This window comes from Caulobacter soli, assembly GCF_011045195.1.
Lineage (GTDB): Bacteria > Pseudomonadota > Alphaproteobacteria > Caulobacterales > Caulobacteraceae > Caulobacter > Caulobacter soli.
In genome coordinates this window covers 1,764,521-1,784,144 of record NZ_CP049199.1, presented here as the reverse complement: position 1 = coordinate 1,784,144, position 19,624 = coordinate 1,764,521, and the positions used below count along the sequence as shown (strand labels likewise).

At 69.2% G+C, this 19,624-nt stretch carries 19 protein-coding genes; 9 read left to right on the top strand and 10 right to left on the bottom strand.

Features of this window, described 5'->3' with window-relative positions; all coding sequences use genetic code 11:
- Positions 1-70: 70 nt before the first annotated feature.
- The 3 genes from G3M62_RS08695 to G3M62_RS08685 all read left to right on the top strand — a co-directional run bounded on the left by G3M62_RS08695 (position 71) and on the right by G3M62_RS08685 (position 2,602).
- A complete protein-coding gene (locus tag G3M62_RS08695) occupies positions 71-1,162 on the top strand; it encodes a DUF2336 domain-containing protein (protein WP_165191248.1) in 1,092 nt (363 codons plus the stop codon).
- 53 nt (positions 1,163-1,215) lie between these two features.
- Positions 1,216-1,998 carry an NAD kinase gene (locus tag G3M62_RS08690; RefSeq protein WP_165191247.1) on the top strand — a complete coding sequence of 261 codons (783 nt, stop codon included), beginning with the start codon at positions 1,216-1,218 and terminating at the stop codon, positions 1,996-1,998.
- Between the two features lie 121 nt (positions 1,999-2,119).
- Complete coding sequence (locus G3M62_RS08685) at positions 2,120-2,602, top strand: Hpt domain-containing protein (RefSeq protein WP_165186261.1); 483 nt, start codon at positions 2,120-2,122, stop codon at positions 2,600-2,602.
- A 66-nt stretch (positions 2,603-2,668) separates the two neighbouring features.
- Here G3M62_RS08685 and G3M62_RS08680 read toward each other — a convergent pair whose 3' ends face one another.
- The gene (locus G3M62_RS08680) at positions 2,669-4,066 is read right to left on the bottom strand and encodes a D-arabinono-1,4-lactone oxidase (protein WP_165186259.1); all 1,398 of its coding nucleotides are present in this window, start codon (positions 4,064-4,066) and stop codon (positions 2,669-2,671) included.
- 82 nt (positions 4,067-4,148) lie between these two features.
- On the bottom strand, positions 4,149-5,045 hold the full coding sequence (gene folD, locus G3M62_RS08675; RefSeq protein WP_165186258.1) for a bifunctional methylenetetrahydrofolate dehydrogenase/methenyltetrahydrofolate cyclohydrolase FolD: 897 nt from the start codon (positions 5,043-5,045) through the stop codon (positions 4,149-4,151).
- A gap of 109 nt (positions 5,046-5,154) precedes the next feature.
- Between folD and crtY the strand changes: the two genes are divergently transcribed.
- The 3 genes from crtY to G3M62_RS08660 are packed head-to-tail and all read left to right on the top strand — an operon-like array spanning position 5,155 to position 8,767.
- Entirely contained in the window at positions 5,155-6,342 is a 1,188-nt protein-coding gene (crtY, locus tag G3M62_RS08670) for a lycopene beta-cyclase CrtY (protein ID WP_165186256.1), read from the top strand.
- Positions 6,339-7,841: a phytoene desaturase gene (locus G3M62_RS08665; protein WP_165186254.1), complete on the top strand. Its 1,503-nt coding sequence runs from the start codon at positions 6,339-6,341 to the stop codon at positions 7,839-7,841. Before crtY ends, G3M62_RS08665 begins: the two co-directional genes overlap by 4 nt.
- Positions 7,838-8,767, top strand: a complete 930-nt coding sequence (locus G3M62_RS08660) for a phytoene/squalene synthase family protein (protein ID WP_165186252.1) — start codon at positions 7,838-7,840, stop codon at positions 8,765-8,767. Before G3M62_RS08665 ends, G3M62_RS08660 begins: the two co-directional genes overlap by 4 nt.
- Positions 8,768-8,899: 132 nt before the next feature.
- Here the strand turns inward: G3M62_RS08660 and G3M62_RS08655 are convergent, their stop codons facing one another.
- The 5 genes from G3M62_RS08655 to G3M62_RS08635 all read right to left on the bottom strand — a co-directional run bounded on the left by G3M62_RS08655 (position 8,900) and on the right by G3M62_RS08635 (position 13,054).
- Entirely contained in the window at positions 8,900-9,373 is a 474-nt protein-coding gene (locus tag G3M62_RS08655; RefSeq protein ID WP_165186251.1) for a sterol desaturase family protein, read from the bottom strand.
- A gap of 11 nt (positions 9,374-9,384) precedes the next feature.
- Positions 9,385-10,602 (bottom strand): ABC transporter permease, encoded by a 1,218-nt coding sequence (locus G3M62_RS08650; RefSeq protein WP_246263529.1) that lies wholly within the window; start codon positions 10,600-10,602, stop codon positions 9,385-9,387.
- A complete protein-coding gene (locus tag G3M62_RS08645; protein ID WP_165186249.1) occupies positions 10,599-11,540 on the bottom strand; it encodes an ABC transporter ATP-binding protein in 942 nt (313 codons plus the stop codon). The genes G3M62_RS08650 and G3M62_RS08645 overlap by 4 nt, the downstream gene beginning before the upstream one ends.
- Entirely contained in the window at positions 11,537-12,472 is a 936-nt protein-coding gene (locus G3M62_RS08640; RefSeq protein ID WP_246263527.1) for a polyprenyl synthetase family protein, read from the bottom strand. Before G3M62_RS08640 ends, G3M62_RS08645 begins: the two co-directional genes overlap by 4 nt.
- Positions 12,473-12,550: 78 nt before the next feature.
- On the bottom strand, positions 12,551-13,054 hold the full coding sequence (locus G3M62_RS08635) for a hypothetical protein (RefSeq protein ID WP_165186247.1): 504 nt from the start codon (positions 13,052-13,054) through the stop codon (positions 12,551-12,553).
- A 158-nt stretch (positions 13,055-13,212) separates the two neighbouring features.
- Between G3M62_RS08635 and G3M62_RS08630 the strand changes: the two genes are divergently transcribed.
- Positions 13,213-14,061 carry an RsiV family protein gene (locus G3M62_RS08630; protein ID WP_165186246.1) on the top strand — a complete coding sequence of 283 codons (849 nt, stop codon included), beginning with the start codon at positions 13,213-13,215 and terminating at the stop codon, positions 14,059-14,061.
- A 51-nt stretch (positions 14,062-14,112) separates the two neighbouring features.
- On the opposite strand, the gene G3M62_RS08625 is transcribed toward G3M62_RS08630, so the two are convergent.
- The 3 genes from G3M62_RS08625 to G3M62_RS08615 all read right to left on the bottom strand — a co-directional run bounded on the left by G3M62_RS08625 (position 14,113) and on the right by G3M62_RS08615 (position 16,819).
- Positions 14,113-15,645, bottom strand: a complete 1,533-nt coding sequence (locus G3M62_RS08625; RefSeq protein WP_165186244.1) for an acyl-CoA carboxylase subunit beta — start codon at positions 15,643-15,645, stop codon at positions 14,113-14,115.
- 100 nt (positions 15,646-15,745) lie between these two features.
- Positions 15,746-16,072, bottom strand: a complete 327-nt coding sequence (locus G3M62_RS08620; protein ID WP_165186243.1) for a YnfA family protein — start codon at positions 16,070-16,072, stop codon at positions 15,746-15,748.
- Between the two features lie 6 nt (positions 16,073-16,078).
- Positions 16,079-16,819: an ATP12 family chaperone protein gene (locus tag G3M62_RS08615; RefSeq protein WP_165186241.1), complete on the bottom strand. Its 741-nt coding sequence runs from the start codon at positions 16,817-16,819 to the stop codon at positions 16,079-16,081.
- A 91-nt stretch (positions 16,820-16,910) separates the two neighbouring features.
- Here G3M62_RS08615 and G3M62_RS08610 point away from each other — a divergent pair, with 91 nt between their 5' ends.
- Both G3M62_RS08610 and G3M62_RS08605 read left to right on the top strand, forming a co-directional pair.
- Positions 16,911-18,302 (top strand): DUF1800 domain-containing protein, encoded by a 1,392-nt coding sequence (locus tag G3M62_RS08610; RefSeq protein WP_246263525.1) that lies wholly within the window; start codon positions 16,911-16,913, stop codon positions 18,300-18,302.
- The gene (locus G3M62_RS08605; RefSeq protein WP_165186239.1) at positions 18,299-19,624 is read left to right on the top strand and encodes a DUF1501 domain-containing protein; all 1,326 of its coding nucleotides are present in this window, start codon (positions 18,299-18,301) and stop codon (positions 19,622-19,624) included. Before G3M62_RS08610 ends, G3M62_RS08605 begins: the two co-directional genes overlap by 4 nt.

Here is a 19,624-nt window from a genome sequence, read left to right as displayed (position 1 = left end):
AAGGTCCGTCTTGGTTAAGCTTGGATTTCCGAGGAGGCTGGTGAACCAGTCCGCCCAGACCGCGCAGCTGTTGTCCCTGGCCCGCAGCCGCGAGCCGGCCGATCGCGAGCGCCTGCTCTCCGGCATCGTGGAGATGTGCGACGCCAACCAAGCTGAAGGCCGTCCCGCCGCGCCCGAAGTCCAGATCCTGCTCGACTCGATCTTCATGACCTTGGTGGTCGAGGCCGAGCGCGATATCCGCACCCGCCTGGCCCAGAGCCTGGCCGACGCCACCTGGGCGCCGCCGGCCCTGATCAACATCCTGGCGCTGGACGAGATCGAGATCGCCCGTCCGATCATCGCCCGCAGCCCGATCCTGCAGGACCACGACCTGATCCGCCTGCTGGTCCAGGCCACGCTGGAACACCAGATCGAGATCGCCCGCCGTCCGCAGCTGTCGCTGGCGGTGGTCGAGGCGATCCTGGCCAAGGACGAATCGGCCGTGCTGACCGCCCTGGCCAGCAACCCCACCGCCCGGATCTCGCCCGAGGGCCTGCGCCGGCTGGTCGACAAGGCCCGCGACGTGGTCGCCCTGCGTTCGCCCCTGGCCCGCCACCCCAACCTGTCCCATGACCTGGCCGAGCAACTGTACCTGTCGGTCGGCCGCGCCCTGCGCGACGCCCTGACCGCTCGCTTCCAGCTGGATTCCGAGAAGATGGCCGCGGCCGTCGAGGCGGCCCTGCGCGACGCCCATGCCGGCGCGCCCACCGTCTCCATCCAGAAACTCAGCCTGGTGCGCGACGAGGACCGCGAGGAGATGGAGGCGGCCCTGGTCGAGAAGCTGGACGCCGCCGGCCAGTTGCGTCCCGGCTACCTGCTGCGGGTGCTGCGCGAACGCCGTCTGCCGCTGTTCCTGTTCGCCCTGGCCCGCCTGGGCCGCTTCGACATCCGCCAGGTGCGACGGGCCGTCGACAGCAACCGCCCCGAACTGTTGGCCCTGGCCTGCTCGGCCGTGGGCATCGACCGCAGCGTCTTCCCGACCATCCTGACCCTGGTGCGCGAGCTGAACGGCGGCCGTCCCGGCGGCGGCGCGGAAGCGGCCCGCAAGGCCAGCGGCGCCTTTGGCCCGTTCGCTCCAGACATCGCGGCCATGGCCTTCCGCCAGGCGGTCAGCGCGGCCTGAAACCGCTCTGAATGAGGTTTGACAACCCGCCGCCGATCCAGCCACTTGGCGGCATGTTCCAGCCCCTGCCCTTCGTGACTCGCCTGACCTTCAAGGGCAGTGACCGCCCCGAGGCGCAGGAAGCCGTGGAGCGCCTGCGCGCCCGCTACGGCGACGTCGGCGACGAAAACGCCCAGGTGATCGTGGCGCTGGGCGGCGACGGCTTCATGCTGGAAACCCTGCACGACACCATGCAGCGCCAGACGCCGATCTACGGCATGAACCGCGGCTCGGTCGGCTTCCTGATGAACGAGTACAGCGAGGACGACCTGCTGGAGCGGATCAACGTGGCCGAGCGGGCCGTGATCCATCCCTTGGCCATGGTCGCCATCGACGCCAACCGCAAACAGCACCGCGCCCTGGCCATCAACGAGGTGTCGCTGCTGCGCCAGACGCGCCAGACCGCCAAGCTGCGCATCAGCATCGACGGCAAGGTGCGGATGGGCGAACTGGTCTGCGACGGCGTGCTGCTGGCCACGCCGGCCGGCTCGACCGCCTACAACCTCTCGGCCCACGGCCCGATCATCCCGATCGGCGCCCAGGTCCTGGCCCTGACCCCGATCAGCGCCTTCCGTCCCCGCCGCTGGCGTGGCGCGCTTTTGCCGCAGACGGCGCGGGTGACGTTTGAAGTCCTGGAGTGCGATAAAAGACCGGTAAGCGCCGTGGCCGACAATTTCGAGGTTCGCGACGTCGTCGAGGTTCACATCGCCGAGGACAGCAGCGCCAGCCTCTCCATGCTCTTCGACGCCGGTCGAAGCCTCGAGGAGCGGGTTTTGACGGAGCAATTCTCGGCCTGACAAACACGAAGGGCTATTGGTCAGGGCACTACCGCCCATTGGTCAGGGTAGAAACGGGCGTCTCATCTAATGTTAACGCCTTGATCCTACATTTCAGACCAATGCCTAGGGGGAAGCGTCCGTGACCAACAAGTCCGCCGCGGAAGTGATTCAGGTGCCGAACATGCTCAAGCTCAAGGTAGGCGGTCGAGGCGGGATCGACATGGCGGCGATCGCCAAGGCCGAAGCCGCGCTGAAAAGCCTTTCGGGCAACTTCGCCCAGTGGCTCAATGACGAGATCGTCAAGCTGGAAGCCGCCCGTCAGGACGTCCGCGCCCAGGGCCTGAACGCCGAAACGGTCGAAACCCTTTACCTGCGCGCCCACGACCTGAAGGGCCTGGGCGCCACCTACGAATTCCCGCTGATCACCCGCCTGGCCGGTTCGCTGTGCAAGCTGATCGACGATCCGGCGACGCGCCTGACCGCCCCGATGTTCCTGGTCGACGCCCATATCGACGCGATCAAGGCCTGCGTCCGCGACGATATCAGGGTCGACACCCACCCGGTGGGCAAGGTGCTGGCGGCCGAGCTGGAAGGTCGCGTGACGGAATATCTGGCCGGCTGATCGTCCGACCTCGAAGATCCAGAAAGCCCCGGCCTCGCGCCGGGGCTTTTTCTTTGTCCTGACGTCTCAGACCCCGAACAGGCCCTTGAGGTACGGATTGAGCATCCGGCTGTCCGGGTCGAGCTTGGCGCGGACCTTCAGGAAGTCGTTCCAGCGCGGATAGAGCCCCGCCAGTTGATCCCCCGAAACGCTGTGCAGCTTGCCCCAGTGCGGGCGGCCGCCGTAGCGGCGGAAGATCGGCTCGATCAGGGTGTAGAGGAAAGCGAACTCGTCCCTGTCGTCGGCCTGGACGGAGATGGAGCCCCGGGGCTCGCCCTGGAAAGGCGACAGCCAGGCGTCGTCGGGCGCGATGCGGCGGCATTCGATCGGGAAGAAGACGTCGGGCCGCTCCTTTTCGATGGTCGCCACGATCTCGGCCAGGGCCTTCAGTTGCACGCCGACCGGCAGCTGGAATTCCATGGCGTTGAAGCGCATCGGCCGCTGGGTCGATAGCAGTTTCCAGCCCTCGTCGATGGCCCGCTCGGGCTTGGTCCGGCTCAGCAGAGCCTGGGCGGCCGCCCTGCGCAGCGGGGGCGAGAAGCCCAGCAGGTTGCGCAGCCCTTTCAGAGTGTCGAGAAAGACGGCGGCTTGGTCCGGCCCACGTGGAATGACCGGGGCGTCGGTCTCGTCGTGGCTGATGCAGACGGCCAACCCGGTGAACGGCACGGCATGGAACTCGAAATTGCGGCGCCGGGCCCAGCGCGCCTCGGCGCTGGCCAGGACGTCCTCGATCGGCTCCAGCCAGATCTTGCGATCCAGCCGACGGTTGGCCGTCGTCCTCAGCCGGACCTGGGTGATCACGCCCAGCGATCCCAGCGAGACCTTTGCGGCTTGGAAGATGTCGGTATTCCGATGCTCGCCGCAGTCGATCGTCTCGCCCTTGGGCGTGATCAGGCGCAGGGCGGTGACGTCGCCGTGCAGGGCCTTCAGCGTCGCGCCGGTACCGTGCGTGCCGGTCGCCAAGGTCCCGGCCAGGGTCTGATTGTTGATGTCGGGCAGATTGGCCAGAGCCCGGCCCTTGGCGGCCAGGGCCGGTCCCAAGGCGCCCAGCCGCGTGCCCGCCGCGACGGTCACCTCGTCGCCGTCCCAGGCGATGATCCCGGACAAGGCGTCCAGCGACACCAGGGTCCCGTCGGTGGGCGCCAGGGCGGTGAAGGAATGGCCCGCGCCCACGGGTCGGATCGGCGCGACGGCGGTCTTCAAGACCTCCGCGACCTCGGCCTCGGTCTTGGGCGTGGCCCGAGCGGCGGGATAGGCGTGCTGTACGCCCGACCAATTGCGCCACAGCGGGTGACCCTTGGCGTCGGCGCTTGGCGGAGCCTCCGGCTCGGGCTTGTCGTGGGTCGCGACCGCATAGCCGCCGCCCACCGCCGCCGCGCCCAGGCCCGCGCCCACGACCAGCGCCCCTCGTCTGGAGATCGTCATTCGCCCGCCCTGTTTCGCGAAGTCTTCGCGCCCCGCCATGACGCGTATCAGGGCCTTGAAATCATTCAGGTTGCAAGGGGCGCTAGTCGGCGATCCCGTTCAGGCGCTTGGCGGCGCTGACGGTGTTGGCCAGCAACATGGCGATGGTCATCGGCCCCACGCCGCCCGGCACGGGGGTGATGGCGCCGGCCACTTCCTTGGCCTCGTCGAAGGCCACGTCGCCGACTAGCCGGGTCTTGCCCGCCGCCGCGGCGACCGGATCGCGCGACGGGAAGCGGCTGATGCCGACGTCGATCACCGTGGCGCCCGGCTTGATCCAGTCGCCCTTGACCATCTCGGCCCGGCCGACCGCCGCCACCAGGATGTCGGCCTCGCGGCAGATGCCGGGCAGATCCTTGGAGCGCGAATGGGCGATGGTCACCGTGCAGTCGGCGGCCAGCAGCAGCTGCGCCATTGGCTTGCCCATCAGGTTGGAGCGGCCGATCACCACCGCCCGCTTGCCCGACAGGTCGCCGACCACGTCCTTGAGCAGCACCATGCAGCCGGCCGGGGTGCACGAGGTCAGGGCCGGCAGGCCGCTGGCCAGGCGCCCGGCGTTGGTCACGGTCAGGCCGTCGACATCCTTGTCGGGCGAGATGGCCGCGACGATCGCCGCCTGGCTCAGATGGTCGGGCACGGGAAACTGCACCAGCACGCCGTGGATGGCCGGGTCGTCGTTCAGGCGCTCGACCAGCGACAACAGCTCGCTCTGGCTGGTGTCGGCCGGCAGGCGGTGGGTTTCGGAATGCATGCCGGCGGCCAAGGTCTGCTCGCCCTTGCTGCGGACATAGACCTGGCTGGCGGGATCCTCGCCGACCAGCACCACGGCCAGGCCTGGGGTGAGGCCATGCTCGGCCTTCAGGCTGGCGACCTCGGCGGCGACCTTCTCGCGCAGCTGGGCCGCGAAGGCCTTGCCGTCGATGATTCTGGCTTGCGACATCGGCGTCTCCTGTTGGCGCGTGCCTACCGCCTCCCCCGGTCGCGCGCAATATGTGCGGACGCGCGTCAGAAGTCGCTTTGCTGTCGGCCAATCATGCTAGAGCCGAAGCATGGTAGCCGCGTCCTCGACCCAACGCGCCGACGTCGTCCTGGTGGGCGGCGGCTTGGCCAACGGCCTGATCGCCTTGCGGCTGAAAAGCCTGCGGCCGCGCCTGCGCGTGATCCTGCTGGAACAGGGTCCGACCATCGGCGGCGAGCACACCTGGTGCCACTTCGCCACCGATGTCGACGCTGGCGAGGCCGGCTGGCTGCGCCCCCTGATCGTCCATCGCTGGTCGGGCTACGAGGTCCGCTTTCCGGGCCACGGCCGTCAGCTGGCGACCGACTACCTGGCCATCACCTCGCGACGCCTGCACGAGGTGGTCACCGCCGCCCTCGGCGCCGACGCCTGGCTGTCGGCCACGGTGTCGGACGTCAATCCGCACCAGGTGACCCTGGCCGACGGCCGCACCATCGCGGCGGGCGCGGTGATCGACGGCCGGGGCCCGCGCAAAAGCCGCAGCCTGGCCCTGGGCTACCAGAAGTTCGTCGGCCAGGGCGTGCGCCTGTCCGCCCCGCACGGCCTGACCCGACCGATCATCATGGACGCCACCGTCTCGCAGGAGGACGGCTATCGTTTCGTCTACGTCCTGCCGCTGGACGCCACGCGCCTGCTGATCGAGGACACCCGCTACAGCGACGGCCCGGCCCTCGACCGCCCGGCCCTGCGCCGCGCGATCGGCGCCTACGCCAAGGCTCAGGGCTGGACCATCGCCAAGGTCGAGCGCGAGGAAGAGGGCGTGCTGCCCATCGCTCTGGGCGGCGACATCGACGCCTATTGGCGCGAGGCCCGGCCGCAGATCGCCGAGGTCGGCCTGCGCGCCGCTCTGTTCCAGCCGACCACCGGCTATTCCCTGCCCGACGCCGCTCGCCTGGCCGAGGCCGTGGCCGCCCTGCCCCGCATCACCAGCGCCACCGTTCGCGCCTGCGTCGAGCACCAGTCCAAGACCGTCTGGCGGCGGCGGCGCTTCCTGCGGCTGCTGAACCGCATGCTGTTCCGCGCCTGCGCGCCGGAAGACCGCTACAAGGTGCTGGAGCGCTTCTACCGCCTGTCGCCAGGCCTCATTCAACGTTTCTACGCCGCGCGCCTGACCCAGTGGGACAAGGCGCGCATCCTGATCGGCAAGCCACCCGTGCCGATCTCGGCGGCCATCAAGTGCATCGGCGAGAGCTCGGTGTTCGGAGGACAAGACGCATGACGACCCCGAAGCCCAAGGCCGCCGTGATCGGCGCTGGATTTGGCGGCCTGGCCCTGGCCATTCGCCTGCAATCCTCCGGCTTCGACGTCACCGTCTTCGAGGGGCGCGAGAAGCCCGGCGGCCGCGCCTATGTCTGGCACGACGAGGGCTTCACCTTCGACGCCGGCCCGACCGTCGTCACCGACCCCGACTGCCTTAAGGAGCTGTTCGAACTCAGCGGTCGCAAGATCGAGGACTATGTCGAACTGCTGCCGGTCGACCCGTTCTACCGCCTGGTCTGGGAGGACGGCGACGTCTTCGACTACGCCAACGATCAGGCTCAGCTCGACGCTCAGATCGCCGCCCGCAACCCGGCCGACGTCGAGGGCTATCGCCGGTTCCACGCCTATTCCGAGGAGCTCTACCAAAAGGGCTATGTCGAGCTGGGCGCGGTGCCCTTCCTCGACTTCGGCAGCATGATCGCCTCCGCCCCCGCCCTGATGAAGCTGCAGGCCTGGCGCAGCGTCTATGACAAGGTCGCCGGCTTCGTGAAGGACGAGCACGTGCGTCAGGCGCTGTCGTTCCACAGCCTGCTGGTCGGCGGCAGCCCGTTCGCCACCTCGTCGATCTACGCCCTGATCCACGCGCTGGAGCGGCGCGGCGGCGTGTGGTTCCCGCGTGGGGGCACCCACGCCCTGATCCGGGCGCTGGTGAAGCTGTTCGAGGACCTGGGGGGCGCGCTGCATCTGGCTTCGCCGATCCAGAAGATCACCACCCAGGACGGCCGCGTCACCGGCGTGATCCGCGCCGACGGCCAGTTCGAGGCCTTCGACACCGTCGCCTCCAATGCCGACGTCATGCACACCTATCGCCACTTGCTGGCGGACGACCCCAGGGGCGCCAAGGTCGGCAAGGCGCTGGAGAGCAAGCGCTGGAGCCCGTCGCTGTTCGTGGTCTATTTCGGGCTCAAGACCACGCACCCCGAGATCCGCCACCACACCATCTGCTTCGGCAATCGCTATCGCGAGCTGATCGGCGAGATCTACGGCAAGGACGGCCTGGCCGACGACTTCTCGCTCTACCTGCACCATCCCACCGCCAGCGACCCGGCCATGGCGCCCGAGGGCTGCTCGGCCTTCTACGCCCTGTCGCCGGTGCCCAACCTGAAGACGGCGAATATCGACTGGTCGATCGAGGGGCCGAAGTATCGCGACAAGATCCTGGCCTATCTGGAAAAGCATTATATTCCAGGGCTTTCGGCTGATCTGGTCACCAGCCGCTTCATCACGCCGGACGACTTCGTGACCGATCTCAACGCCTGGAAGGGCGCGGCCTTCTCGCTGGAGCCGATCCTGACCCAGAGCGCCTTCTTCCGCACCCACAACCGCGACGATGTGATCCCCAACCTCTATTTCGTCGGGGCCGGCACCCATCCGGGCGCGGGCATCCCCGGTGTGGTCGGCTCGGCCAAGGCGACGGCGGGGCTGATGATCGACGACTACGCCCCCGTCCCCGCATGAGCGATCTGGAAGCCCAGAGCCGCGAGGCGATCCAGAAGGGCAGCAAGAGCTTCGCCGCCGCCGCCGCCCTGTTCGACGCGGAAACCCGGGCCGACGCCGAGATGCTGTACGCTTGGTGCCGCCACTGCGACGACGTGATCGACGGCCAGACCCTGGGCCACGGCATGAGCCCCGTGGCCGACGCTCCGGCGCGGCTGGAAGCCCTCTACGCCCAGACCCGCGCGGCCATGGCCGGCGGGACCCCGACCGACCCGGTGTTCGCCGCCTTCCAGACCGTGGCCCTGCGGCGCGGCATTCCCGAGCGCTACGCACTGGACATGATCGACGGCTTCGCCATGGACGTGGCCGGCCGGCGCTACGCCACGCTCGACGAGTTGCTGGAGTACTGCTGGGGCGTGGCCGGCGTGGTCGGCACGATGATGGCCCTGGTCATGGGCGTGAAGCCGAACGCCCTGCCCACCCTGCGCCGCGCACAGGATCTGGGCCTGGCCTTCCAGCTGACCAACATCGCCCGCGACATCGTCGAGGACGCCCGCAACGACCGGATCTACGTGCCCGGCGACTGGCTGGCGGAGCTGGGCGTGCCGCAGGACGCCGTGGCCGATCCCGCTCACCGGGCCGCCGTGGCGATCCTCGCCAAGCGCCTGGTCGACGCCGCCGAGCCCTACTACGCCTCGGCCCGCTGGGGCCTGCGCGACCTGCCCGTCCGCTGCGCCTGGGCGATCGGCGCGGCGCGCGGGGTCTATCGGCAGATCGGACTGGACGTCGTGAAGGCCGGCTCCAACGCCTGGGACGAGCGGGTGGTGGTCAGTGGCCGGATGAAGGTCTGGCGAGCGCTGGAAGGCGGCGTGCTGGCCCTGCGCTCGGCGACGCTGGATCGGTTGGGCGACGCGCCGGCGCGACCGGCGATGTGGTCGAAGATTTAAGCTCCTCCCCCTGTGGGGGAGGCGGCCGAAGGCCGGTGGGGGGAGTTCGGTCAGGCGATCCAGACGGTCGCCAATTGCCGATCACTCCCCCCTCCGTCGGCTTCGCCGACACCTCCCCCACAGGGGGAGGATCTAAGCGTCCACGCCCCGCGCCCGCAGCTTCGCCTTCAGCTCCCGCACCGGGCGCGCCAGCAGGAAGCCGAACGACACCGCGCCGTCCTTGGTATGCACCGCATGGTGGATCCGGTGCGCCTGGATCAGCTGCTTCCAGTAGCGCGACTTGCCCAGCGGCACCTTGAACCGCTGATGCACCATGCCGTCATGGAACACCGCGTAGATCGCGCCATAGGCCGTGATCCCCAGGCCGACCGGCAACAGCCAGGGCACGCCGTGCACGCCGAAATAGATCGCCACGATGGCCGGGGCGGCGAACACCACAGCGAACAGGTCGTTGAGCTCGAACATCCCGGTGCGCAGCTCGTGGTGCGAACGATGCCAAACCCAGCCGAAGCCGTGCATCACGTAGCGATGCGTGACCCAGGCAAAGCCCTCCATGAAGGCCAGAGCCGCCAGGAACAGGGCCAGGTCGAGACCGAGGGTCGCCATCGTCATCCCGATTATCGCCGCAGCCGGCGCGCCAAGGTGTGTGCGATCACCAGGCCGAAGAGCCCGACAACGATCAGCACGCACCAAGCCTTATACACGCCGCCGATCCCGGCGTCGCGCCAGAGGATCGCCTGATAGGCGTCGATGGTCCAGGCGTGCGGCGTGAACCAGCCGACCGCCTGCAGCCAGGGCGGCATCAGGAAGCGCGGCACCATGCTGCCGCCGATCGCCGCCAGGACCAGGATCACGAAGGTCGACAGCATCTGGGCCTGCTCGCGCGTGCGGCACATCGAGACCAGCCCCAGGGCCACGCCCGCGGCGCAGGCGGAGGCCGCCAGGGTGGTCGGCAGCCATAGCGCCAAGTGTTGAACCACCGCGACGCCATACACGATCTGGGCGGTGGCGAAGATCAGCACGGCCTGGGCCACGCCCTGCCCGATCAGGAACAGGAACTTGCCGCTGACCACCGGACCCATGCCCGCCGTGCCGGCCAGCAAACGGTCGGCCACGCCCGTGCTCTGCTCGTTCATCAGGCCCAGCGCGCCCTGCATGGCCGAGAACAGGGCGAACAGGATCATGACCGCCCCGGCGTAGTAGGCGATCACCCCGCCGCCGGTCTTGGCGTTCTTGATCGCCTCGCGCTCGAAGAAGCCGCCGTCGTCCTGGGTCGGCGTCTGGCGCATCAGGGCCGCGGCGCTGTCGGCGTTCTCGGCCTGCTCTTCGGTGTAGCCGCCCAGGGCCGGCTCCAGCTGGGTGATCGTGCGGCGCAGGGTGACGTCCGGCAGGGCGTCGGCCAGAACCTGCTGCACCCGGGCCTGGGCCAGGGGCGCGGCGACGGCGCGGCTGGGATCGGCGATGATCAGGAACGGCTTGCCGGCCGAGGCGGGATCGGCCCGGATCACCAGGCCGGCGTCGGCGCGCCCGGCCTTGACCCGCCGCCGCACCTCGTCGGCCGTGGGCGCCGCTTCGGCGCGGACCTCGGGCGAAGCCGCCAGCGCCTTCGCCAATCGGCCGGAATCCGCCGTGCGGGCCGTGTCCGCCACCGCCAGCTTCAGCTGGATGTCGTCTCCCGTCGTTCCGGCGAACACCGAGGAGAAGATCAGGAACACCAGCGGCGGCAGCAGGAAAGTCATGATCAAGGCGCCGCGATCACGCCAGAGATCCAGCGCCATCACCCGCACCATGGCGACGATCTTCCAGATCGCCCCTCTTCCTGGACCGAACGTCACGCCGCCAGCTTCCGATCGGCCACCAGGGTGAACAGATTGGCCAGCGACGGTTCGCGCACCCGGATCTCGCGTGGCGTCAGCCCCGCCTCGCGCAGGCGCTCGTTCAACGGCCCGGCGGCCGCGTAGCCGTCCGCCTCCAGCCGCGTCCAGACCGAAGGCCGCACCGTGCGCTCCAGGCCTTCGGCGATCAGGCGGGCCTCGCCCGCGGCGTCGACCGCCTCGGCGAGATGCACCTGGATCTCCATCCGCGCGCCGAACGCCTCGGCGATCAGGGCGTGGGGCTCGCCTTCCAGCACCAACTGGCCGTCACGCAGAAAGCCGACACGGTCGGCCAGGGCGCCGGCCTGGTCGAGGTCGTGGGTCGTCATCAGCACCGCCACACCCAGGTCGCGCAGGCCTCGGATCACCGCATCCACCGCCTCGCGGGCGTCCAGATCCACCCCGACGGTGGGCTCGTCGAGGATCAGCAGACTGGGTTCGTGCACGATGGCGGCGGCGATGTTGGCGCGGCGCTGGTAGCCGCCGGACAGATGCTTGATCGGCACATCGGCGCGATCGATCGTGTGGGTCAGGTCCAGGGCGCGGCGCACGGCCGCCGCGACGCCCGCGCGTGGCACGTCGGCCAGGGCGGCGAAGGTCTCGATGTTCTCGGCCACCGTCAGGTTCGGATAGAGCGCGATCTCCTGGGGAACCAGACCCAGGCCAGCCCGCGCCCCCGCCACGCGAGTGGGATCGCGGCCCTTCAGCAGGACCTCGCCTTGGTCAGGCCGGATGCGTCCGCAGATCGCGCGGATCAGGGTGGTCTTACCGGCCCCGTTAGGGCCTAGCAGCGCGTAGATCTCGCCCGGGCGCAGCACCAGGTCGACACCGCGCAGAGCCGGCTTGCCGCCATAGGCGTGGACCGCGCCGCTCACCGTCAAGACGGGCTCGGCGATCACGCCGCCGCCTTGCGCCGCGCGAACAGGTCGCCGACGTATCGGCCCAGCAGGTCGCCGCAACCCACCTCGGCCAAGGCGCCCGAGGCCTTGGCCAGATGCTCTTCCATGACCTGACGGGCGCCTGTCGAGCCCAAGGTCGAGACCACGGTGGCCATGGCGGCGTCCTTGCCGACGTCCTTGCCGGCCGCCTCGGTCGAGCCCTGGGCGTCGATCAGATCGTCACGGATCTGGAAGGCCAGGCCGATGTGGCGGGCGAAGACGCCCATGGCCTCGACGGCCGCGTCCGAAGCCCGCCCTCCGGTTTCCTTGGCGACCAGCGCCCCGCCCTGGGCGGCGGCGATGATCAGCACCCCGGTCTTCTCGTGATTCAACCGGTCCAGGGCGGCAGGGTCGCGCAGCTTGTCGCGGTCGAACAGGTCGCGGGCCTGGCCGGCGATCAGGCCCGAAAAGCCGACAGCGTGGGCGGCCCGGCCGGCCAGCTCGGCGCGCAGCGGCGCGGGCAGGCCCCGGTCGGCGGCGATCACCGCATAGGCCTGGTTGAGCAGCCCCACCCCGGCCAGGATCGCCGTGGCTTCATCGAAGGCTCGGTGGATGGTCGGCAGGCCGCGTCGCAGGCCCGCATCGTCCATGGCCGGCAGGTCGTCCAGGATCAGCGAGGCGGCGTGGATCATCTCGAACGCGCAGGCCACGTCCAGCGCCGCGCCCTCGGGCGCGCCCAGCTCGGCGGCGGCCAGCAGGGTCACCATCGGACGGAAGCGCTTGCCGGGGGCCAGCAGCGAATAGCGCACCGCCTCGACCAGCCGGTCGGGCGCGGAGCCTACAGGCGGGGCGAGTTCGGCCAGCCGCCGATCCACCCCGGCGCGCAGGGTCTCGACTCTTTCGAAAAAGGCGGCGTGGTCGTCCATCTCGTGGGTCGCGACCGTACTGTCCACCCCGACGCGGGCGTCCTCATTTGAAGGCGCCCTCGGCGGGCGTCAACCGAAAGTCCTCGCCCCCAGAGCGAGAGCTGGTCAGCCCCTGCAAACGCCGAAGAAACGGCTGATCGCCCCGCGCTCAGACGCCGTCCGAGCGTTCTGGTCATAGACGCCCTCGTCGACCTGGCTGATCAGGCCGGTCTTCTGGAACGCCGCCAGTACGGGATCGACCAGCGGAATCTCGCCCATCGCGACCCACCCGTCCGTCAGCTCCGACTTTTCCAGCTTGGCGGCGTATCGCCCCTTGGCCTTGCCGGACTGGAAACGCACGACGCCGGGACCGAGCGCGCCCTTGCGCAGGTCGGTGATGAAGCTGACGGTTCCGACCTTGGGGCGGCACTGGAACATGATCCCGACATTGTCGGTGTCCGGCGTGCCGTAGTTCAGATGCGCCTCGCCCTTCGAGCCGGCGTGGTAGTCCCAGACCATGGAGGCGTCGAAACCGTAGGACGGCGGCGTCGGACCGGGCCCCGTCGTCGAACACGCGCCCAGCACCATCGCGCCGGCCGCCAGCAGCAGCCACAACCTCTGACGTTTCATCGCCCGTCCCTGTTCAACCCTGTTCAGCCCTTTCCCGATCTAGCCGCGTTCGACGAAAATGGCGACTGGCCAGGCCCGGAAAGCGCCCCATGGACGGGCCTCGCGACCCAAGGCAGGGTGGAGCCAGCTGGCGGGGGCGGCGTTCAGGAGTGATGTCGATGATATCCACCAAGACCCTGCCCCTCGCCGCGCTCGGCCTGATCGCCGTGCTGAGCGCCTGCGAGCGCAAGCCCGCCGCGCCACCCGCGCCCGCCGCCTCGCCGGCCGCGCCCGTCGCCGCCGCCCCGGCCCCGGCGGCCCGCCCCCTGGCTTTCGACCAGACCGATCCGGCGGCCAAGGTCGCCCTGCGCCTGCCGGCCGAGATCGCCAACTATCCCGCCCTGCATACGATGCTTTACGACCGCGAGGTTGCCGGCCTTCGCACCTTCGCCGCCAAGGCCCAGGCCGACCACAAGGCCTCGACCGGCCAGTTCCCCTGGCGGCCGTACAACCGTCAAAGCCAGTGGTTCCTGGCCGCCGACGCCGCCCCGCTGGTGGCCTTGCGCGCCCTGTGGTTCGAGGACACCGGCGGCGCCCATCCCAACCACGGCGGCTCCACCCTGATCTGGGACACGACGGCCAATCGCGAGGTTCAGCCCAAGGCCCTGTTCCGGCCCGACGCCGACATGAGCGGGCTCGACAAGGCGATCTGCGACGCGGTCGCCGCCGCCAAGACCCACCGCGACGGCGCCGTGCCGCTGAACGACACCTTCTCCTGCCCCAAGTGGAACCAGACCGTGCTGGTCCCCGCCCCTTCGACCACGCCGGGCAAGATCGGCGGCCTGACGGCGCTGATCGATCCCTATGTGGTCGGCCCCTATTCCGAAGGCGACTACGAGGTCACCGTTCCGGTCTCGGCGTTCCAGGCCCTGCTGGCCCCGACCTATGCTGGCGACTTCGGCGGCGCGCCCAAATCGATGGGCAATCCGGATGGGACGCTCAGCGTGACGATGGATGTGGTGAAGTAAGACGCCTCGCTCACGATCGGGGATATGCCCACTGGTATGTCCCCGGCCGCGTCAGAGCGGAATATTGTCGTGCTTCTTCCACGGGTTGGACAGTTCCTTGCCCCTGAGGCTCTTGAGCGCCCGGACCAGGCGCTTGCGGGTGCCGTGGGGCATGATCACGTCGTCGATGTAGCCGCGTGAGGCCGCGACGAACGGGTTGGCGAAGCGGTCCTTGTACTCGGCCTCGCGGGCGGCCAGGGCCGTGGGATCCTTGGCCTCCTGGCGGAAGATGATCTCCACCGCGCCTTTCGCGCCCATCACCGCGATCTCGGCGGTGGGCCAGGCGTAGTTGAAGTCGCCGCGCAGGTGCTTGGAGCTCATCACGTCATAGGCCCCGCCATAGGCCTTGCGGGTGATCAGGGTGATCTTCGGAACCGTCGCCTCGGCATAGGCGAACAGCAGCTTGGCGCCGTGCTTGATCAGCCCGCCGTACTCCTGCTTGGTGCCCGGCATGAAGCCCGGCACGTCGACCAGGGTGATGATCGGGATGTTGAAGGCGTCGCAGAACCGCACGAAGCGAGCGGCCTTCCGCGAGCTGTCGATGTCCAGCACCCCGGCCAGCACCTGGGGCTGGTTGGCCACGATGCCGACGCTCTCGCCGTCCAGGCGGGCAAAGCCGCAGACGATGTTCTTGGCCCACTCGCTGGAGATCTCGAAGAAGTCGGCCTCGTCGACGATCTTCAGGATCAGTTCCTTCATGTCGTAGGGCTTGCCCGGATCGCTGGGGATCAGGGTGTCCAGGCTCGGCTCCGCGCGATAGGCCTCGTCGAAGCTCTCGCGCTCCGGCGCGGTCTCACGGTTACTGGACGGCAGGAAGTCGATCAGCCGCCTGACCTGCGTGAGGGCCTCCAGGTCGTTCTCGAACGCGCCCTCGGCCACGCCCGACTTGGAGGCATGCACCCGGGCCCCGCCCAGTTCCTCGGCGGTGACCACCTCGTTGGTGACGGTCTTGACCACGTCGGGACCGGTCACGAACATGTAGCTGGTGTCCTTCACCATGAAGATGAAGTCGGTCATGGCGGGCGAATAGACGTCGCCGCCGGCGCAGGGGCCCATGATCACGCTGATCTGCGGCACCACGCCCGAGGCCATGACGTTTTCCAGGAAAATGTCGGCATAGCCGGCCAGGCTGTCGACGCCCTCCTGGATGCGCGCGCCGCCCGCGTCGAACAGGCCGATGATCGGCGCGCCCACCTTCATGGCCTGGCGCTGGACCTTGACGATCTTGGCCGCGTGGGCGCCCGACAGGCTGCCGCCGAACACCGTGAAGTCCTTGGAGAAGACGTAGACCACCTTGCCGTTGATGGTGCCCCAGCCGGTGACCACCCCGTCGCCCGGCACCTTCTGCTCGGCCATGCCGAACTCGACACCCCGGTGCTCGACGAACATGTCGAACTCCTCGAACGAGCCTTCGTCCAGCAGCAGATCGATCCGCTCGCGCGCCGTCAGCTTGCCCTTGGCGTGCTGGCTGGCCACCCGCGCCTCGCCGCCGCCCGCACGCGCCTGCTCGCGACGTCGATCCAGTTCCTCGAGTATGTGCTGCACGCGGACGCTCCCCTGCTCATCTACCAAAGCTTGGCACCGGACCTTCACGGCCACCTTATGGGGCGAGCGGTAGCGGCGCGAGCTTTACGTGGCAAGCCGGTCAGGCCACGCGCGGCGCCCACAGGATGATCCCCGCCCCGACCAGGCAGACGGCCGCCCCGGCCAGGTCCCAACGATCCGGTCGCAGACCTTCCACCACCCGCATCCAGACCAGGGAAGCGGCGATATAGAGCCCGCCATAGGCCGCGAAGGTCCGCCCCGCGGCCGGGCTGTCGACGCGGGTCAGGAGCCAGGCGAACACCGCCAGCGCAACGATCCCGACCACTGCCCACAGCATCGACTGACCCTGTTTCAGCCAGCGCCAGAAGGCGTAGCAACCGCCGATCTCGCAAGCGGCGGCCAGGGCGTAGAGGACAATGGTCTTCACCGCCGCCTAGCGCCGCAGCGCGGCGAACCAGCGCTCCAACACCTGGGCCTCGATCGCCAGGGCCTCGGCGCGGGCGACGGCCTCGGCGTCCTGGCCCCAGGTCTCGGCCTGGAAGATCTCCTCCAGCCGCGACAGGTCCAGCGCCTTGCGGCCAGTGACCTTGCCGGCTCGCAGCGCCAGGGCCAGGACGGTCGAGCCGAACAGGCCGGCGCTGTAGGCCACGCCCGCCAAGGTGAAGTCGTCCATGGTCAGGGCCAGGGCCTCGACCGAGGCCAGGGCCGCCGGCGGCTGGGCGGTGTGGATCACGCCGCTGGCGGGCTTGAGATGCACGTCGAGCTCGGCCTTGGCCCAATCGAGCATGGCGCCCCAGTCGCGCTTCTGGCGCTCGACCAGCGGCGTGGGATGGTCGGCCCAGTAGCAGAGCAGGTCCGAACCGGCATAGGCCGCGACCTCGGCGGCCACCTCGGCCCGGGTCTCGCGAATGCGGTCGATGGCGGTGAAGGCCAGGCGCGTGGCGGGCATGGCGGTCGAGTCGATGACCTCGACCTGGGCCTCCCACTCCGCGGCCACCACCTCGGCCAAGGCCAGGCTCGGCAGCACCAGGGGTGACTTGGCCGGCGACTTGGGCGTGCGGCCGTCCAGAAGCACGGCGAAGCCGCCGCCCACGCTATCCCCCTTGGCGGGACCCGCCGTGGCGGCCTTGTAGAAGCGACGGGGACGTTGCAGCAGATCGGGCTTGTCGGCCAAGGCGGAACTCTTTTCAGTCCGGACATCAAAATATCGGTTTCACCGCGTTGAATGGTCAAACAACGCGCACAAGGCAAGGGAGACGAGCAGAGTGAGCCTGCCTTCCAACGACATGATGGCGGCCATCGCCGCAACCCGTTTCGGCCTGGGCGCGCGTCCCGACGAGATCGACGCGGCGCGAAGCGACCCACGCGGCTTCCTGACGGCCCAGATCCGTCCCGAAGGCGCCGATCAGCCGCAAGGCGTCGAAAGTTCAGCCGAGCGTCTGGCGCAAGCTCGTGAATTCCAGATGCAGCGGCAGGCTGCGGCCAAGGTCGACGGCGATCCGAAGGCGGCGCCGGTCAAGGCCGAGCTGGCCAAGAACGCCCGCAACGCCATGCGCGACCAGACCGGCGATGATTTCCTGGCTCGGGCTCAGCTGGGCGCCACGACCGACGCGGCCTTTCGCGAGCGCTGGGCGCTGTTCTGGGCCAACCATTTCACGGTCTCAAGCTCCCGGCAGAACGTGGGCCCGTTGATCGGTCCGTTCGAGCAGGAGGCCATCCGTGCGCACGCCTTCGGACGCTTCGAGGACATGCTGGTCGCCTCGTCCACCCACCCGGCCATGCTGCTCTACCTGGACCAGGCCCAGTCGGTAGGGCCCAACAGCAAGGTGTCGATCTATCAGCGCACCCACGCCCAGAAGGTCGGCGGGCTCAACGAGAACCTGGCTCGCGAGATCCTTGAACTGCACACCGTAGGGGTCAACGCCGGCTACAGCCAGGCCGACGTCACCGAGTTCGCCCGGGCCATGACCGGCTTCAGCGTGGGCCAGGAGCCGAACACATCCTTCCGGTTTCGCGACAATGCTCACGAGCCGGGCGTGCACACGGTGATGGGCCGTCGCTATTCGCAGGAGGGCCAGGCCCAGGCCCTGGCGGTCATGCGCGACCTGGCCGCCAGCCCCCATACCGCGCACCACGTTTCGACCAAGTTGGCGGCCCATTTCGTCAGCGACACGCCGCCACCGACCCTCGTCGCCCGCCTGGAGAAGAGCTATCTCGACAGCGGCGGCCGCCTGGACGAGTTGGCGAGGACCCTGGTCCAATCGCCGGAAGCCTGGGATCCGACGCCGACCAAGTTCAAGACCCCTTACGAATTCGCGATCTCGACCTGGCGGGCCATGGGCGCGCAGTCGGCGCCGATCGGCAAGCTTCCGTCGATGGTGACCAACCTTGGTCAGAAGCCCTTCTCGCCACCATCGCCCAAGGGCTGGGACGATACGGCCCAGGTCTGGTGCGCGCCCGACGCCCTGATCCAACGGCTGCGGTTCAGCCAGGGCCTGGCCGCGCTCTCCGCGGACGGCGTCGACCCGAACGTCTTCGCCCAGTCCGCCCTCGGGGCCCGACTGACCCCGCCCGTCGCCAAGGCCGTGGCCCGGGCCGAGACCCGCCGCGAGGCCATGGCCCTGTTGTTGATGAGCCCGGAGTTTCAACGCCGATGAATGCTCAAGTCTCGCGCCGCTCGCTCCTCCTCCAGGCCGCCGGCCTGGGCGTTTCCGTCAGCTTCCTGGGCGGATCGGCCTTCGCCGCCGCCGACGGTCCGATGGCCAAACGCAAGATGGTGGTCGTCATCTGCCGGGGCGGCATGGACGGCCTGACCGTCAGCCCGCCGATCGGCGATCCCGACTATGCGGCCTTGCGCGGCGCCGTGGCCGTGGCGCCCGACCAGGCGCTGAAGCTGGACGGAACCTTCGGCCTGCATCCGGCCCTGGAGTCCGTCCACGCCCTGGCGCTGAAGGGCCAGGCCCGCATCGCCCCGGCCATCGCCGGTCCGGATCGGGTGCGGTCGCACTTCGAAGCTCAGGACGTCCTGGAGACAGGCTCATCCCACGTCTACGGCAACGTCTATTCGGGCTGGCTGAACCGAACCCTGGAAGTGATGGGGCCTTCGACCATCCAGGGCCTGTCGGTGGGTCCGACCGCGCCTCTGATCCTGCGCGGCAAGGTGCAGGCCGCCAGTTGGTCGTCGGGCGGCAGCGTCAACGAGACCGCCCGCCTGCCCACCCTGCTGCAGGATCTCTACAAGTCCGATCCCCTGATGGGACCAGCGTTCGCGCGGGGCCTCGAGACCGAAGCCATGGGGCGACTGGCGATGTCGACATTGGCGCCCGCCATGACGCCGGTATCGACCAACGCCGCCGTCGCTGGCCCGAATGCGATGGTCCAGAAGGCCGTCGTCCAGACCATGGCGCCGTCGAACGCGACGCCCGCCCAGGCCATGGCGCAGACCCCTCAAGTCCTCGCCGCCCAGCATCAGGCTCGCGAGGCCGCGCGCAAGCTGGGCTCGACTCTGGCGGGCTTCATGATTCAACAGGGCGGCCCGCGCATCGCCGCCATCTCGCTGGACGGTTGGGACACCCACGCCGGCCAGGTCGGCCAGCTCAACACCCGCCTGTCCTATCTGGACGCCGTGCTCGACGGGCTGAACACCGGCCTGGGCGCGGAGTGGAACAACACGGTGGTGGTGGCCGCCACCGAGTTTGGCCGCACGGCCCAGGTCAACGGCACCGGCGGCACCGACCACGGCACCGGTTCGACCGCCTTGGTGCTGGGCGGCGGCCTGAAGAAGGGCGGCATCATCGGCGACTGGCCCACCCTGAAGCAGGAGGCCTTGTTCGAGAACCGCGACGTGCGCCCCACCCTCGACATGCGCGGCCTATTCAAGGGCGTGCTGGCCGAGCACATGGGCGTCGACCGCGCGGCCCTGGAGACCAAGGTGTTCCCCGACAGCGCGAACGCCAAGCCGCTGACGGGGCTGGTCTGA